Origin of the sequence: Spirilliplanes yamanashiensis, assembly GCF_016863475.1 — a bacterium.
In the GTDB taxonomy this organism is placed as follows: Bacteria; Actinomycetota; Actinomycetes; order Mycobacteriales; family Micromonosporaceae; genus Spirilliplanes; species Spirilliplanes yamanashiensis.
On record NZ_BOOY01000016.1, the window covers coordinates 139,444 to 155,474 of the forward strand.

Annotated in this window: 14 protein-coding genes; 2 read left to right on the forward strand and 12 right to left on the reverse strand. The window is 74.0% G+C overall.

Annotation, left to right across the window (positions count from 1 at the left end; genetic code table 11):
- Window positions 1-206 precede the first annotated feature (206 nt).
- A complete protein-coding gene (locus tag Sya03_RS11520; protein WP_203938227.1) occupies window positions 207-2,081 on the forward strand; it encodes a PP2C family protein-serine/threonine phosphatase in 1,875 nt (624 codons plus the stop codon).
- Here the strand turns inward: Sya03_RS11520 and Sya03_RS11525 are convergent.
- From Sya03_RS11525 to Sya03_RS11565, 9 genes are all read right to left on the reverse strand, one after another.
- A complete protein-coding gene (locus Sya03_RS11525) occupies window positions 2,062-2,421 on the reverse strand; it encodes a hypothetical protein (protein WP_203938228.1) in 360 nt (119 codons plus the stop codon). The two genes, Sya03_RS11520 and Sya03_RS11525, sit on opposite strands and share 20 nt — an antisense overlap.
- 348 nt (window positions 2,422-2,769) lie before the next feature.
- Window positions 2,770-3,816, reverse strand: coding sequence for an L-glyceraldehyde 3-phosphate reductase (mgrA, locus tag Sya03_RS11530; protein WP_203938229.1), 1,047 nt, complete (start codon window positions 3,814-3,816; stop codon window positions 2,770-2,772).
- Window positions 3,817-3,875: 59 nt separating this feature from the next.
- The gene (locus Sya03_RS11535; protein ID WP_239107358.1) at window positions 3,876-5,930 is read right to left on the reverse strand and encodes a PQQ-dependent sugar dehydrogenase; all 2,055 of its coding nucleotides are present in this window, start codon (window positions 5,928-5,930) and stop codon (window positions 3,876-3,878) included.
- Between the two features lie 70 nt (window positions 5,931-6,000).
- Window positions 6,001-6,960, reverse strand: a complete 960-nt coding sequence (locus Sya03_RS11540) for a LamG-like jellyroll fold domain-containing protein (protein WP_203938231.1) — start codon at window positions 6,958-6,960, stop codon at window positions 6,001-6,003.
- A gap of 68 nt (window positions 6,961-7,028) precedes the next feature.
- Window positions 7,029-7,778, reverse strand: a complete 750-nt coding sequence (locus Sya03_RS11545) for an ABC transporter ATP-binding protein (protein WP_203938232.1) — start codon at window positions 7,776-7,778, stop codon at window positions 7,029-7,031.
- Window positions 7,768-8,502, reverse strand: coding sequence for an ABC transporter ATP-binding protein (locus tag Sya03_RS11550; protein ID WP_203938233.1), 735 nt, complete (start codon window positions 8,500-8,502; stop codon window positions 7,768-7,770). The genes Sya03_RS11545 and Sya03_RS11550 overlap by 11 nt, the downstream gene beginning before the upstream one ends.
- On the reverse strand, window positions 8,499-9,605 hold the full coding sequence (locus Sya03_RS11555) for a branched-chain amino acid ABC transporter permease (RefSeq protein ID WP_239107360.1): 1,107 nt from the start codon (window positions 9,603-9,605) through the stop codon (window positions 8,499-8,501). The genes Sya03_RS11550 and Sya03_RS11555 overlap by 4 nt, the downstream gene beginning before the upstream one ends.
- Entirely contained in the window at window positions 9,589-10,476 is an 888-nt protein-coding gene (locus Sya03_RS11560; protein ID WP_203938234.1) for a branched-chain amino acid ABC transporter permease, read from the reverse strand. The genes Sya03_RS11555 and Sya03_RS11560 overlap by 17 nt, the downstream gene beginning before the upstream one ends.
- Before the next feature lie 7 nt (window positions 10,477-10,483).
- Window positions 10,484-11,713 (reverse strand): amino acid ABC transporter substrate-binding protein, encoded by a 1,230-nt coding sequence (locus tag Sya03_RS11565; RefSeq protein WP_239107362.1) that lies wholly within the window; start codon window positions 11,711-11,713, stop codon window positions 10,484-10,486.
- A gap of 120 nt (window positions 11,714-11,833) precedes the next feature.
- Here Sya03_RS11565 and Sya03_RS11570 point away from each other — a divergent pair, with 120 nt between their 5' ends.
- Complete coding sequence (locus Sya03_RS11570) at window positions 11,834-12,871, forward strand: LacI family DNA-binding transcriptional regulator (protein WP_203938235.1); 1,038 nt, start codon at window positions 11,834-11,836, stop codon at window positions 12,869-12,871.
- Here Sya03_RS11570 and Sya03_RS11575 read toward each other — a convergent pair.
- Genes Sya03_RS11575 through Sya03_RS11585 form a run of 3 tightly spaced genes read right to left on the reverse strand, consistent with a single transcriptional unit; the run spans window position 12,855 to window position 15,957 of the window.
- Window positions 12,855-13,658 (reverse strand): sugar phosphate isomerase/epimerase family protein, encoded by an 804-nt coding sequence (locus tag Sya03_RS11575; protein WP_203938236.1) that lies wholly within the window; start codon window positions 13,656-13,658, stop codon window positions 12,855-12,857. The genes Sya03_RS11570 and Sya03_RS11575 overlap by 17 nt on opposite strands.
- Window positions 13,655-14,806, reverse strand: coding sequence for a DUF993 family protein (locus tag Sya03_RS11580; RefSeq protein WP_203938237.1), 1,152 nt, complete (start codon window positions 14,804-14,806; stop codon window positions 13,655-13,657). Before Sya03_RS11580 ends, Sya03_RS11575 begins: the two co-directional genes overlap by 4 nt.
- The gene (locus tag Sya03_RS11585; protein WP_203938238.1) at window positions 14,803-15,957 is read right to left on the reverse strand and encodes a Gfo/Idh/MocA family protein; all 1,155 of its coding nucleotides are present in this window, start codon (window positions 15,955-15,957) and stop codon (window positions 14,803-14,805) included. Before Sya03_RS11585 ends, Sya03_RS11580 begins: the two co-directional genes overlap by 4 nt.
- Window positions 15,958-16,031 lie beyond the last annotated feature (74 nt).

A 16,031-nucleotide genomic window follows, 5' to 3' on the forward strand; every position in this document is an offset into this window, starting at 1 on the left:
GGCGGTGGCCTGCTGCCCCCTGGCGGGCCCGGTGCGGGCGGCCCGGCCGAACGGCGGACCCCGTTCGGGTGGGCGTGGCGCCGCACCGCGGCCCGGCCCCACCGCCGTGGACTGGCTCGCCGCGCTCGCCGCCTTCTACACTCCGCGTGACGGACAGCGACGTCAAGATCGCTCGCAGTCGGGCGGGAGCGGGGAGGCCGGAGCTGGTGGAACGGCAGCAGCGGTACGCCGATCGCCTCGCCGAGATCGAGGCCAAGGTCCGTGCCGCGCGCCCGGCCGACGAGGTGCTCGTCGCCCAGGCGTCGGGCCTGCTCGCCGGCCGGGTCGGCTGCCGCGTCGACGAGGCCGAGGACCACCTGCTGCGCCTGGCCGCCGAGCGGGGCACCGGCCCCGCCGAGGTGGCGGCCGAGCTGCTCGCCGGCCACTCCCCCGGCGGCCCGCGCCCGGAGCCGTTTTCCCCGGCCCTCGTGCCCGCGCCCCGCACCGCCCCCGCCCGCACCGGCCCGTCCCCCGGCGGCCCGGCCCCCGGCGGAGCGCCGGCGTGGGCGGCCGGTGTGCGCGAGGTCCTCGACTGCATCCCCGGCCGGCACACGCTGCTGGAACCGGTTCGTGACGCCGCGGGCGGCATCGCCGATTTCGCCATCGTCGCCGTCAGCCCCGAGGTCCGCGACGAGCAGGCCCGCCGCGGCCGCCCCGACGTCGTCGGTCTGCGCGTCGGCGAGATCGACCCGACCACCGTCGACGGTCCCGCCTGGAAGGCATGGGTGGCGGTCGCCGGGGACGGCCGGCCGCGCGAGGTCGGGCCGGTGCCGTACCCGGGCCGCTCGGAGACCGACCCGGCGCAGATGCTCATCAGCAGCCGCATCCGGCGGGTCGGCCCCGGCGTGCTGACCAGCTGGGTCCGGCACGACGAGGAGGACCGGCTCGCCGAGCGCGCCGCCCAGACCGAACGGCTCGGCAACCTCGGCTGGGGCGAGTCCGACCTGGTCACGGGCGAGATCACCTGGTCGCCGGGCCTGTACCGGATCTACGAGCGCGACCCCGAGCTGGGCCCGCTGCCGCCCGGGGCCGCCGAGACGCTGACCGTGCCCGAGGACGCCCACGTGCACCGCCGCGCCGCCGAGCAGTTCGGCCGCGGCGAGACCGTCGACATCTCGTACCGGATCCGGGTCGGCGGCCGGCTCAAGCACCTGCGCGCGGTCGTCGACGCCGTCCGCGACGTCGCCGGCCGGCCCATCCGGCTGTACGGCCTCGTGCAGGACGTCACCGCCACGGAGACCGCCCGCGCCGAGCTGGCCGAGGCGGCGCGCCAGCTGCGCGAGCAGCGCCAGAACCTGGCCGCCGAGCACCGCCTCGCCACCCAGCTGCAGCACATCGTGCTGCCGGTGCCCGAGCAGCCCGTCGACCTGTCCGGCCTGCGGGTGGCCCTGCGCTACCTGCCCGCCGAGCAGGCCAACCGGATCGGCGGCGACTGGTACCACGCCGCCCCCGCCGAGGACGGCACGCTGATCCTGGCCGTCGGCGACGTCGCCGGCCACGGCATCCAGGCCGCCACGGCAATGGCCCAGCTGCGGCACACCCTCGCCGCGCTGACGCTCACCACCACCAGCGACCCGGCGCAGCTGCTGGGCCACCTCAACCGGCTGCTCTGCTCCGGCCGCGCCCTCACCGAGACCGCCACCGCCGTCATCGCCCGCTACGACCCGTGCTCCGGCCGGGTCCGCTGGGCGCAGGCCGGCCACCCGGCGCCGCTGCTCGCCCACGGCGGCGTCACCGCCGAGCTGCCCCGCCCTGACGGCGTCATGCTGGGCGTGCTCGACGCGGCCCGGTACGCGACCGCCGAGCTGGCGCTGGACCTCGGCGACCTGCTGGTGCTCTACACCGACGGCCTCACCGAGCTGCGCGACCACAACCGCGCCGACGGGCTGCCCTCGGTGCTGCGGACCATCGACGGCATCGCCGCCGCCGACACCGGCCACCCGCTCGCCGACCTGCTCGGCCGCCTGCACCGGGCCAACCCCGACGACGACACCTGCATCCTGGCCGCCCGCCGGCTGGCCGCTACCGCTTCCGGGCGCTGACCTCGTCGAGGTGCTGCAGCAGCTCGTACGCGGCCCGCTCCACGTCCTTGTGCCGCCACTCCGCGGCCCGGTACACGCAGGCGATCAGCCCCGAACGGTGCACCCGGCGCAGGTCGCCGTGGACGAACGCGTAGCGCCCCTTCGTCTCCTCCGACGCGCCCTCGGTCAGCCCGAGGAACCAGCCCGCGTAGTCGTCCCACGAGTGCGCCGCCAGGTACGCGTTCTCGTCCGCGGCCGACGGCTGCGCCGCGCCCCAGTCGCTGTCGAGCACGTACTGCCGGGCATCGATCAGCTGCCGCGCCCGCGCGACCCCCGCCTCGTTCACCGTGTACGACGCCATGGGCCCATCATCGCGCATTGACGATGATCAGCACGGCGGTTACGGTGCCACCAGGCCTTCCTTCACGACGTGGAAGAAGTGCCGCCGGACGGCGCCGGGAGGCGGGAGGTGGGTCCCTCCTCCCGGCGCTCCGAGCGCTCCGGGCGGCCCGTGGGGGCGCCGGGAAGTGCCGGCCGGGCGCCGGGAACCCGGTGCAGATGGCCGCCGGGAACGCCGCCGCCCACACCCCGATCACGGCGGCCGAGACCGCCAGCGCCGCCACGGCGGCGCGCTTGCCGTTCAGGGTCATGCCGGGTGGACGGGCGGCGGCGCGCCGGTGTGACGTGACGCCGCCCACCTGGGCCGGGACTAGCCGCCCAGGGTGCCCTTGCGGGCGTCCTGCCACAGGTCGACGCCGCCGTCCGTGGCGTGCTTGTCGATCTCGGTCAGTTCGGCGTCGGTGAAGGACAGGTTGTCCAGCGCCGCCACGTTCTGCTCCAGCTGCGACACCGACGACGCGCCGATCACCAGCGACGTCACCCGCTCGTCGCGCAGCGCCCAGGCCAGCGCCAGCTGGGCCAGGCTCTGGCCGCGCCGCTGCGCCACGTCGTTCAGGGCGCGCAGCCGGGCGATCATGTCGTCGGTGAGCCAGGAGCGGTCGAACGACTTGTCCTGGGTGGCCCGGCTGCCCTCGGGGATGCCGTCGAGGTAGCGGGCGGTGAGCAGGCCCTGGGCGAGGGCGGTGAAGCCGATGACGCCCGCGCCCGCCTCGGCGGCGGCGTCGAGCAGGCCCTCGGTCTCGATCCAGCGGTTGAGCATCGAGTACGACGGCTGGTGGATGAGCAGCGGCGTGCCCAGCTCGCGCAGCAGGCCGGACATCTCGCGGGTGCGCCCGGCGTCGTAGGAGGAGATGCCGACGTACAGCGCCTTGCCCTGGCGGACCGCGGCGTCCAGCGCCCGGGCGGTCTCCTCCAGCGGGGTGTCGGGGTCGAAGCGGTGCGAGTAGAAGATGTCGACGTAGTCGACGCCGAGGCGGCGCAGCGACTGGTCGAGGCTGGCGAGCACGTACTTGCGGCCGCCGCCGCCCTGGCCGTACGGGCCGGGCCACATGTCCCAGCCGGCCTTGGTGGAGATGATCAGCTCGTCGCGGTGGGCGGCGAGGTCGTCGCGCAGCAGCCGGCCGAAGTTGACCTCGGCGGCGCCGTACGGCGGGCCGTAGTTGTTGGCCAGGTCGAAGTGGGTGACGCCCAGGTCGAAGGCGCGCCGGACGATCTCCCGCTGCGTCTCGATCGGCCGGTCGTCGCCGAAGTTGTGCCACAGCCCGAGCGACAGCAGCGGCAGGTCGAGGCCGGAGCGGCCGCAGCGCCGGTACCGCATCGTGCCGTCGTAGCGGGCGGGGTTCGCGACGTAGGTCATGCCCGCAACCTACCCGGGGAGCGGGGACGCAATCCGCGTCCCGCTCCCCGGGTGGCGGGTCACGGCGCCGGGGTGCCGGTCACCGTCAGGGACCGCAGGCGGCCCCGGTTGTCGAACGAGCCGAAGCCGACCCGGCCGGAGCCGAACGTGGTGTCCCGCGCGGTCATCAGGGGGTCGCGGGAGCCGTCGACGTAGACGGCGATCTCGCCGCTGGCGGGCAGGTGCTTGACCCGCACGTCGTGCCAGCGGGTGTCGACGACGGCCGGGTTCGCGCCGCGCGAGCGGCCGTTCCACTGGTAGTCGATGCGCTCCCGGTCGGCGTTGTCGACCTTGAAGATGCCGTTGTGCGGGTAGATCGTGTTGTCGGTGGACAGGTGGGCGTAGTAGAACTCCGTGTCCGAGCGGTAGCCGAAGACGATGATCACGTCCCGGTTGGTGACCTCGACGGGTTCGTCGAGGCGCACGCTGGCCCGGATGTCCACGGCGGCGAACCGCGGGCCGGCGGTGAGGACCGCGTACTCGAACGGCCGCCGCGGGCCGGGCCGGGCGACGCCGGCCTCGGCGAGGATGACCTGCCGCCCGGTGAACCGCCACTTCGACGGCGTCACCGGCGCCCAGTTGGACGGCCGCAGGGTGTCGCGGACCCGGGTGTCGCCCGCGTCGGCGCCGGCGAAGACCCGGGTGCCGGTGACCTTCCAGATCTTGCCGTTGGCCTTGGCGAGGATGTACAGCTCGCCGGCGGCGTCGGTGCCGAAGCGCAGGTCGACCCGGTTGGGGTCGCCGGGCGCGCCGGGGCCGGACAGGTCCTGCATCCGCACGGCGGCGCCGGTGGCGGCGTCGTACAGGTGCAGGCGGTGGATGGTGGCCAGGTCGCGGCCGCGGCGCATCTCGCTGGCCTCGGTGTAGAGGACGCGGCCGTCGACGAGGTCGCCGAAGACGTACTTGCCGCGCAGGGCCGGCACGTCGCGGCCCCGGTAGACGAAGCCGCCCGCGACGGCGACGCCGACGTCGGAGGTGCAGTTCCAGCCGGGCGCCGGGTTGTGGTCGTACGCGGCGACCGGGTACTCGTAGCCGTACCGCTCGTCGTCGGCGGGCAGCGGGAAGATGCGGTCGCACGGGTCGGCCGGGGTGTTGTCGAACACGAACGCGCCCTCGCGCTCGCTCCAGCCGAAGTTGTCGCCGGCGCGCACCTCGTAGATGGCCTCGATGGCGTGCTCGCCGATGTGGCCGAGGTACATCCGGCCGGTGGCGCGGTCCCAGCTGAACCGGTGCGGGTCGCGGAAGCCGACGGCGTAGATCTCGCCGAGCGCCCCGGCCCGGCCGACGAACGGGTTCGACGGCGGGATGCCGTACCGGCCGTTGGCGGCGTTGGTGCCGCGCGGGTCGATGCGCAGGAGCTTGCCGTGCGGCAGGGCGAGGTTCTGCGGGTCGTCGTTGCGCACGCCGATGCCGCCGTCGCCGACGGCGAGGTAGAGCATCCCGTAGTCGCGGTCGCCGCGCTTCGCGGTCGGGTTGAAGTTGATCTCCTGGATGCCGTGGATCTGGCCGCCGAAGCCGATCCGCAGCACCTCCCGGTGGGTGCCGGCGAACGTGTCGGCGGCCGGGTCGGTGGCGTCCCACTCGGTGATGACGCCGTGGTAGATGGTGCCGGTCTGCTGCCAGTCCGGCGTCGCGGTCGTCTCGGCGGCGGCCTCGGTGTGGATCGTGTAGAAGACGCCGGTGCGCCGGAAGTCCGGGTGGAAGGTGACGTAGCCGAAGCCCTGGCCCAGGCCGCGGCCGGAGAAGAACTGCGGCTGGAACTGCGCGGCCACGTCGAGGTAGACCGACGGGGCGGCGCCGTCGCGCACGACGTACAGGTTGCCGTTGAGGTCGGGCACGGCGCGGCGGCCGGAGCCGTCCGGCACCTCCATGATCGTGTTGATGCGGGCGGTCCGCATGAGCCGGCGGTCGGTGGGCGCGGGGTCCGGGAAGGACTGCGGGAAGCTCGCGTACTCGGTGAGCACCAGGCCGAGGCGGGACGTCTCCGGCTCGGTGGGGATCGGGTCGTCGATGGCGTCGGCCGCGCGGGCCGGCGACGCCACCAGGGTGGACAGCACGAGCGCGGCGGCGGTCATGACCGCGGTCGTGACGGATCTGCGCAAGGAGGGTGTGCGCATCGGATGACTCCGTTCGGGGGTGGAGGAGTTATCGGCGGCCGGTCATGTGGCGGTACTGCTTCGCGACCTCGGCGGCCGACACCGAGCGGTCGAGGAACGTGAGGGCGTCCATGCGGCAGTCGCAGGGGTTCTGCTCGCGGGTGTCCTGCGGGTAGCTGCCGCCGATCTTGATGCCGCGCGGGTCGGTGGAGCTGGTGACGTGCGGGCCGGGCCCGCCGACCTGCCACGGGTCGCCGGCCGTGGTGTAGAAGCCCTCGACGGGCCGGCCGTTGCGGTAGAGCGCCATCGTGCCCGCGGAGAAGTCGAACGTGGCGGCCAGGTGCACCCACTCCCCCGCCGGCAGCAGGGTCTGCCAGGGGTCGCTCGCGGCGAACGTCTGGGACGCGCCGCCGTCGAGGCGCCGGCCGAGCGCGACCAGCTTCAGCTCGCCGTTGACGTTGATCAGCTCCAGCAGGGCGCGGACCCCGTGGCCGTCGGAGTCGCCGGTCAGCACGCCGGCCAGGCCGATCGCGTTGTAGGAGTCGGCGGGGTCGGCGGTATTGGAGTTGGGCAGCGGGCCGTCCTGGTTGACCTGGAACCAGCCCATGACGGTGGTGCCGGCGACGGCGTTGAACGGGCGCAGGGTGCGCACCCCGCTGGCCGAGAAGATGCCGGCCTTCCAGTCGTCGTTGCCGGCGGTGGCCGGGTCGACCTGCCGGGTCTGCAGGGCGCGGCCGCTGCCCCGGTACGCGTGCTCGCGCACCCGCATGGCGGCGCCGCCGTTGACCAGCTCGATCTCGGTGCCGGAGCGGCCCAGGTCGCGTTCGAGGGCGGGGTCGCCGGGCACGGGGTGGTCGAAGTCGTAGAAGGAGACGAGGTTCGCCCGCAGGGCGGGGTGGACGTCGCGCGGGCCGCGCGCGCCGGCCGTGGCGGGGGCGGCCGCGGCGGCGAGCAGCCCGGCGCCGGCGACGAGGGCGGTGAGCAGGGTGGCGCGTCTGCCTCTGGACATGGCGGGTCCTTTCGGGAGCGTTCCCAGGGGTGCCGGGCGGGCGGCGGGCGCCCGCCCGGCGGGGTGGATCAGCGTTTCGGTGCGACCGGCGGCTCGGCGGGCCGGCCGCCGAGGTACAGCTCGCCGAGCTGCGGGTCGGCCAGCAGCTCGCTCGCCGGCCCGGAGATGTGCACGCGCCCGAGGTCGAGCACGCACCCGATGTCGGCGGTCTCCAGCGCGCGCCGGGCGTTCTGCTCCACGAGCAGCACGGCGGCGCCGGCGTCGCGCATGCGCACGACCTGTTCGAAGATGGTGCTGGTGGCCTTCGGGTCGAGGCCCATGGACGGCTCGTCGAGCAGCACGACCTTCGGGTCGACCATCAGCGAGCGGGCGAACTCGACCTGCTTCTGCTGGCCGCCGGACAGCAGCCCGGCGAGCGAGCGCCAGCGGTCGGCGACCACCGGGAACAGGTCCTTGACGAACTCCACCCGCTCGGCGATCTTCGCCTTGTCGGCGATGGTGTAGCCGCCGAGCAGCACGTTCTCCTCGACGGTCATCTCGCGGAACACGCTGTGGCCCTGCAGCACCAGCGCGACGCCCTCGGCGAGCATCCGCTGCGGGCCCAGCCCGCTGACGTCGCGGCCGCGCACGAGCAGCTTGCCGGACCGCGGCTTGAGCAGCCCGCTGGCCACCTTCAGGACGGTGGACTTGCCGGCCCCGTTCGGGCCGACCAGGCAGACCACGGAACCCGCGGGCACGGCCACGCTGAACCCGCGCAGCACGGGCGCCGCCCGGCCGTATCCGGCCTGCACGTCGACGAGTTCGATCTCAGACGCCAAGGTAGGCTCCCAGCACTCGTTCGTCGGTGCGGATCATCGACGGCGGCCCCTCGGCGATCGGGCGGCCCCGGTCGAAGACGACGATGTGGTCGCTGATGCTCATCACCAGGTCCATGTTGTGCTCGACGATCACGAAGGTCCTCCCCTCGGCGTTCAGCTCGCGCACGAGCGTGCCGATGCGGTCGAGCAGGGCGGGGTTGACGCCGCCGGCCGGCTCGTCGAGCAGCACCGTCTCCGGGTCGGCCATCAGCACGCCCGCGAGCTCCAGCAGCTTCTGCTGGCCCCACGACATGTTGCGGGCCTCCACGTCGGTCAGGTGCTCGATGCCCAGCCGGGTGAGCCACTCGCGGGCCCGGTCCGTCTGGGCGCGGCTGCGCGCGCCGCGCAGACCGCCGAGCACGCCGCCCGGCCGGACGGCGGCCAGCACGTTGTCCAGCGCCGTCATCCGGGGGAACACCCGGCAGAGCTGGAACGTGCGGCCGATGCCGGCGCGGGCGATGGCGTGCGGCGCCTTGCGGGTGATGTCGGCCCCGCGGTACGTGGTGCGCCCGCTGTCCGGCCGGATCATCCCGGTGACGCAGTTGAAGAACGTCGTCTTGCCGGAGCCGTTCGGGCCGATGAGCGCGTTGACCTGGCCGTGCCGGAACCGCACGGTGGCGCCGTCGAGCGCGGTCACGCCGCCGAACGCCTTGCGCAGGTCGGTCGTCTCGAGCGAGGCGGTCATGCCTTGCCTCCGGTGGACTGGAGCCGCTGGTCGCGCAGCTCGGCGGCGCTGACCTCGCGGATCGAGCTCTGCCGGGTGCGGTCGAACCGCGCGAACAGGTTGCGGAGCGCCGGCAGCACGCCGTCCGGCATGAACATGACGACCAGGCCGAGCAGCACGCCCGTCGCCACCAGGTGCAGCGGCGTGTTGCCGAAGCTGCCCTTGAAGAACTCCAGCGCGGTGCCCACGACCAGCGCCCCGACGAGCGGGCCGAACAGGTTGCGCACCCCGCCCAGCAGCGCCATCAGCACCATGTAGGAGCCGGTGAGGATGGAGAACTGGAACACCGGGTCGAGGTCGCCGAACCAGAGGGCATACAGGCCGCCGGACAGCGCCGTGAACGCCGCCGACACCACGAACACCACGAGCTTGTACGCGAACGTCGGGGTGCCCAGGGCCTCCGCCTTGTCCTCGTCCTCGCGGATGGCCTTGAGGCCGAGGCCGAAGCGGGACCGGTCGATGAGCCACCAGACTCCCAGCGCCAGGGCGAGCAGGCCGGCGTAGAGGTAGTAGAAGACCCGGTGGTGCTCCGGGCGCAGCAGGTCGGGGAACGGCCGCGGCACGACGAGCCCGCGGGAGCCGCCGGTGACCGACGCCCAGCTCTGGAACACCAGCAGCATGATCAGCACCAGGGCGATCGACACGATGACGAACGACGCGCCGCGCACCCGCAGGGCCGCGAAGCCGATCGGCACCGCGATGAGGGCGACGAGCAGCATGGCCAGCACCAGCGCGGCGAGGCTGGGCAGCCCGGCCTTGGTGACCAGCAGGCCGGTGCCGTAGCCGCCCAGGCCGGCCAGGGCGCCGTGGCCGAGCGAGATGTAGCCGGTGAACCCGCCGACGAAGTTCCACGACGTCGACAGCACCGCGTAGTTCAGCACCACGATGCCGGCCGACAGGATGTACGGGTTGGGCGCGAGGCCGGGGAACGCGAGCACGGCGGCGGCGAGCGCCACGACGGCCGCGATGGTCAGCACCCGGCCGAGGCGGGGGCGGCCGGCGGCGGGGCCCGGCGGGGCGGGTGCGGCGCCGGGCGCCGTCACGGTGTCAGAAGCGCTGGGCAAGACGACCTCCGAAGAACCCCTGCGGCCGGAACGCCAGCGTCGCGAACAGCGCCAGGTAGAAGATCGTCTGCGCCCAGGTGGTGCCCATCGGGATCTGCAGCAGGCTCTGCATGAGCCCGAGCAGCAGGGCGGCCGCGGCGGCGCCCGGCACGCTGCCGAGGCCCCCGACCACGATGATGGCCATCAGCGGGCCGATCCAGTGCCAGTGCAGGGAGGGGTAGATGGTGGTGTCGAGCGAGAGGGCGGTGCCGCCGATCGCGGCGGTCGCCAGGCCGAGGCCGAAGCCGTACCCGGCGATCTTCTCGGTGTCGATGCCGACGAGCCGGGCGGCGTCGGGCTGCTGGATGGTGGCCCGCAGCGCCCAGCCGAACTTCGTCTTCTTCATCAGCAGGTAGAGCGCGAGCAGGGCGACGGCGGCCAGGCCGAACGCGATCAGCTTGACGACCGCGATCCGCGCGCCGAACAGCCCGATGCTGGCCGAGCCGTAGCCGAGCTGGATGCGCCGCTGGGTGCCGGTGAAGGCGTAGCCGAGCAGGCCCTCGATGAGCACGGCGATGGCGAAGGTCAGCAGCACCGACATCATCGTCAGCGTCATGGGCCGCAGCCGGGACAGCAGCCCGCGCTGCATGAGCACGCCCGCGGCGAAGAACAGCGGGACGGTGACCACCATGGACAGCAGGGGGTCGATGCCGAGTCGTTCGTGGGTGAACCAGGCGAGGTACGCGGCGAGGATGAGGAACGCCGAGTGGGCGATCATCACGACCCGCATGATGCCGAAGTAGAGCGTCAGGCCCGCCGCCAGGAGGGCGTAGAGCCCGCCCAGCAGCAGCCCGAGGATGACGCTCTGGAAGAGCAGGGCGCCGGAGGGCATCAGCGACTCACCACGCCGGCTTCGGGTAGAGGAACTCGGCCTCCTTGGCGTCGGCCGGCAGGACGATCTTGATCTCGCCGCCGCTCCACTGCTGGATCATGTGCGCACCCTTCGGCTTGCCGGTCTCGTCCCAGGTCAGGGGTCCGACCACGGTGTCCACCTTGTTCGCGCGCACCCAGTCGACCAGCTTCTGCTGGCACTCCCCCTGCTCGGCGCAGCCGACGGCGGTGACGGCGGCGGCGACGACCTGGCCGGTGGTGTAGGCGTTGGCCTGGTCCTCCTCGGGCGGGGAGCCGAACTGGGCGGTGTACTTCTCCACGAACTCCTTGTTGCTCGGGTACGGCGCGTCCTGGCTGTAGCCCGTGGGCGACAGGATGCCCTCGGTCTTGTTGCCGATCGCCGACGCGAACTCCGGGTTGGTCGGCGCGGTGGAGAACGCCGCCAGCTTGGGCTGGTAGTTCAGCTGCTGCAGGGCGACGATCAGGTTCACGCCGTCCTGGTACTGCGAGCCGCCCACAACGACGTCGGCGCGCGAGTCGGCGATCTTCGCCGCGATGCTGCTGAAGTCCGTGGTGTTCGGCGGGTAGACCTCGTTCGCCACGGTGCGCACGCCGCCCGCCTCGAGCTTCGCCTTGAGCCCGTACGCCGTGCCCTGCGCGAACGGGTCGTCCATCGCCGCGTACGCCGCCGTCTTGGGCCGCTGGTCGGCCGGCAGCGCCAGGATGTGCTCGGCGAGGTAGTTGTAGTGGTCGTTGGCCACGGCGGGAGCCGCGTAGAACAGGTTCTTGAACCCCTGCTGGAACACCTCGTTCGCCGCGCCGGCCGGCTCGACGAAGAGCATGCCGTACTCCTCGGCCACGCGCGCCGACGGCACGACGAGGCGGGTGGAGAACGGGCCGAACACGAGGTCGACCTTGTCGCTGCCGATGAGCTGCTCGTAGTCGGCGACGACGCGGTCCGCGTTGGACTGGTCGTCGAGGATCTTCAGCTCGACCTGGCGGCCGAGCAGGCCGCCGGAGTCGTTGACGATCTTCGCCCACGCCTCGTACCCCTGCTGGACGCCCTTGCCGGGCTCCGAGAAGTCGCCGGTCAGCGGCAGCGAGATGCCGACGACGATCGGCCCGTCGCCACCGGACGATTCGCCGTCGTCACCGCCGCCGCAGGCGCCGAGGGTGAGAATGATGGCGGCGCCCAGGGCCACGGCCCCGCGGGTTCGCCTGAAAGTGGTTCCCGTCATGTCCGGACGCTCCTCTGCACCGGTACGAAAGCGCTTACGAAAGCGCTTACGTAGCCTATGCTGTGCGCTGTGTCACTGGCAATAGCCGGGACCTGACGATGTTTCACGGAGGTGAACGCCTTGCCCAAGCCCGGGCCCAGGCTGCGGCTCGTCGATGTCGCCGAGCGCGCCGGCGTCTCGCTGGCGACCGCCTCCCGCGCGCTCGCGGGACGCGACGGCGTGAGCGAGGAGGTCGCCAGCCGGGTCCGGCAGGTGTCGCAGGAGCTGGGCTACGTCGCCAACCCGTACGCGCGCACCCTCGCCGGCGGCGCCAGTTCCACGGTGGGCCTGGTCGTGCACCAGGTCGACGACCCGTACTTCTCCGAGATCGCGGGCGGCGTCATCCAGATCGCCGACGAGCGCGGCCTGCTCGTGCAGATCTGCCACTCCGGCCGCGACCCCGGCCACGAGCTGCGCCAGATCCGGCACCTCATCGCCCAGCGGGTCGGCATCATCATCGTGGCGGGCTCCGGCTACCGCGACGCGCGGGTGGAGGCCGACGCCAAGGCCGCCCTGTCGGACTACCAGCGCCAGGGCGGCCGGGTGGCCGTCATCGGGCGGCACTCCCTCGGCGTCGACGCGGTGCTGCCGGACAACGAGGCCGGCGGCCGGGTGCTCGCCGAGCACCTGCTCGGCCTGGGTCACCGGCGCATCGCCGTGGCCGCCGGCGACGAGGCCCTGACCACCGTCGCCGACCGGCTCGCCGGGGTGGCCGCGGCGCTGCGCGGGCAGGGCCTCGACCTGGCCGACCTGCCGGTCGTGCACAGCGCCTTCACCCGCGAGGGCGGGCGGGCGGCGGCCGAGCGGATCCTCGCCGAGCACCCGCGCACCACCGCGATCATCGCGCTCAACGACGCCATGGCGATGGGCGTGCTGTCCACGCTGCGGGCGCAGCGCATCGCGGTGCCCGAGCGGATGAGCGTGGTCGGCTTCGACGACGTGTCCGTGGCGGCCGACCTGGCGCCCGGGCTGACCACCGTGCGGCTGCCCATGACCGACATGGGACGGATGGCGCTCGCCATGGCGCTCAAGCCGGTGTCGGCCCGGCCGCGGCGGCGCTCCACCGGCCACCAGCTCGTGGTGCGCGACTCGACCGCGCCGGTCACGCCACGTGCGTGAGGTACCCGGCCAGCGCCTCCGCCAGCACGTCGGCGCCGGGACGCTCCCAGAGCGCGGCGTCGAACACCTCGACCTCCACCGGCCCGGCGTAGCCGGCGGCGTCCACGGCCTCGCGGAAGCGGCGCAGCTCCACGCAGCCCGCCCCGGGCAGGCCGCGGCCGAGCAGCACCCCGGCCGGCAGCGGGGTCACCCAGTCGGCCACCTGGAAGCAGGCGATGCGGCCCGCCGCGCCGGCCCGGGCGATCTGCGCCCACACCGCGTCGTCCCACCACACGTGGTAGGTGTCGACGACCACCCCGACCGCCGCGGCCGGGTACGGCTCGGCCAGGTCGAGCGCCTGGCCCAGCGTCGCCACCACGCACCGGTCGGAGCAGAACATCGGGTGCAGCGGCTCGACGGCGAGCTGCACGCCCGCGTCCAGCGCGTGCGGCACCAGCGCGCCGAGGGCGTCGCCGACGTGCGCGCGGGCCGCGTCCACGTCGCGGCTGCCGGGCGGCAGGCCGCCGGAGACCAGCACCAGCGCGGGCGCGCCCAGGGCGGCCGCCTCGTCGATCGCGCGGCGGTTGTCGTCCAGCCACCCGTCCTGTTGGAAGAACCCGCCGCGGCACAGCGACGTGACCGTCAGCCCGGCGTCGCCCACCAGCGCGGCCGCGCGCCGCACCCCGTACTCCTGCACCTCCTCGCGCCACAGCCCGACGCCGGTGACGCCCGCGGCGGCGCAGCCCGCCACCAGCTCCGGCAGCGGCCAGCCCTTGGTGGTGGCCGAGTTCAGCGAGAACCGCTTCACGGCTGCGCCACCCCCGCCGTGGTGAAGAAGGCGCGCGCCCGGTGCGCGGCCAGCCCGGCGTCGGGCAGCAGGCCCGCCGCGTCGGCCAGCCGCAGCAGCCGCCCCAGGTGCGCCGGCGACCGGCCGCTCTGCAGCCCGCCCACCATCGTGAAGTGCTCCTGGTGCCCGGCCAGCCAGGCCAGGAACACCACGCCGGTCTTGTAGTAGAACGTCGGCGTGCCGAACAGGTGCCGGGCCAGCGGCAGCGTGGGCGCGAGGATCCGGTCGTAGGCGGCGGTGTCGCCCGCGTCGAGGGCGCGCAGCGCGGCCGCGGCCGGGGGCGCGATCGCGGCGAACACGCCCAGCAGCGCCTCCGAGTGGCCGTGGTCGTCGCCGCGGATCAGCGCCGGGTAGTTGAAGTCGTCGCCGGTGTACATGCGCACGCCCGCGGGCAGCCGGCGGCGCAGCGCCACCTCGAACCCCTCGTCCAGCAGCGAGAGCTTGACCCCGTCGACGCGGCCGGGGTGCGCGGCGATCAGCTCCAGCACCGTGTCGGCGGCGCGGGCCGGGTCGTCCGCGCCCCAATAGCCGGCCAGCAGCGGGTCGAACGCCGGGCCGAGCCAGTGCAGCACCACCGGCGCGTCCGCCTCGTCGAGCAGCCGGCCGTACACGTCGAGGTAGTCGCCCGCGGAGCGCGCCGCCGCGGCGAGGTGCCGGCTGCACATGAGCACCGGGCCCGCGCCCGCCTCCTGCACGTCGGCGAGCTGCTCGTGGTACGCCTTGCGGATCTCGTCCAGGGTGGCCGGACCGGCCGGGAGCTGGTCGGTGGCGACGCCCGCCACGACCGTCCCGCCCGCGGCGGCCGCCTCGCGGGCCGAGCGGCGGATCAGCTCGCGGGCGGCCGGCCAGTCCAGGCCCATGCCGCGCTGCGCGGTGTCCATCGCCTCGGCGACGCCGAAGCCGTGCGACCACAGGTGCCGGCGGAACGCCAGGGTGGCGTCCCAGTCGAGCGCGGCCGGGGCGCCGGGGACGTTCTCGGCGGCCGGGTCGGCGACGACGTGCGCGGCGGCGTAGGCCACCCGGCCGGTGAAGGCGGCCCCGGGCTCGGCGTAGCCGCCGCCGGAGCCGGACAGCGTGAGCCGCCCGTCCGGCAGGTTCACCGCGGTCATCGGCCCAGCTCCGGCACCTCGACCCGGCGGCCCTCGCGGGCGGACTGCAGGCCCAGCTCGGCGAGCTGCACGCCGCGCGCGCCGGACCACAGGTCCCAGGTGTACGGGGCGTCCTCGGCGACGTGCCGCAGGAAGATCTCCCACTGCGCCTTGAAGCCGTTGTCGTACTCGTCGTTGTCCGGCACCTCCTGCCACTGGGCGCGGAACGCGTCGGTGACGGGCAGGTCGGGATTCCACACCGGCTTGGGGGTGGTGGCGCGGTGCTGGACGCGGCAGGCGCGCAGGCCGGCGACCGCGCTGCCCTCGGTGCCGTCGACCTGGAACTCGACCAGCTCGTCGCGGTACACCCGCACGGCCCAGGACGAGTTGATCTGGGCGACGACGCCGCCGTCGAGCTCGAAGATGCCGTAGGCCGAGTCGTCGGCGGTGGCCTCGTAGGCGGCGCCGCGCTCGTCCCAGCGCCGCGGGATGTGGGTGGTGACGTGCGCGGTGACCGCGCGCACCGGCGCGAACAGCTGCTCCAGCACGTAGTGCCAGTGCGGGAACATGTCGACGACGATGCCGCCGCCGTCGGCGGTGCGGTAGTTCCAGCTCGGCCGCTGGGCGGCCTGCCAGTCGCCCTCGAACACCCAGTAGCCGAACTCGCCGCGCACCGACAGGATGCGGCCGAAGAAGCCGCCGTCGACGAGCCGCTGGAGCTTGCGCAGGCCGGGCAGGAACAGCTTGTCCTGCACGACGCCGTGCTTGACGCCCGCCGCGTCGGCGGCCCGGGCCAGCTCGACCGCGCCGTGCAGCGTGGTGGCGGTCGGCTTCTCGGTGTAGATGTGCCTGCCCGCCGCCACGGCCAGCCCGATGGCCTTCTCGCGCTCGCTGGTGACCTGCGCGTCGAAGTAGATCTGCACGTCGTCGCGGGCCAGGGCGGCGCCGAGGTCGGTGGTGAACTCGGTGAGGCCGTGCCGGGCGGCCAGGTCGCGCAGCTTGGCCTCGTTGCGGCCGACGAGCACCGGCTCGGGCCACAGCACCGTGCCGTCGGACAGCGGCACGCCGCCGCCGTCGCGGATGGCGAGGATGGAGCGCACGAGGTGCTGGCGGTAGCCCATCCTTCCGGTCACGCCGTTCATGACGATGCCGATCGGGATCCGCGTGGACATGGGCCCCACCCCTCAGGTAAGCGCTTTCCCGGAAGGCTACGACGCCGTAACACGCTAGGCAAGCGCTTTCCTGT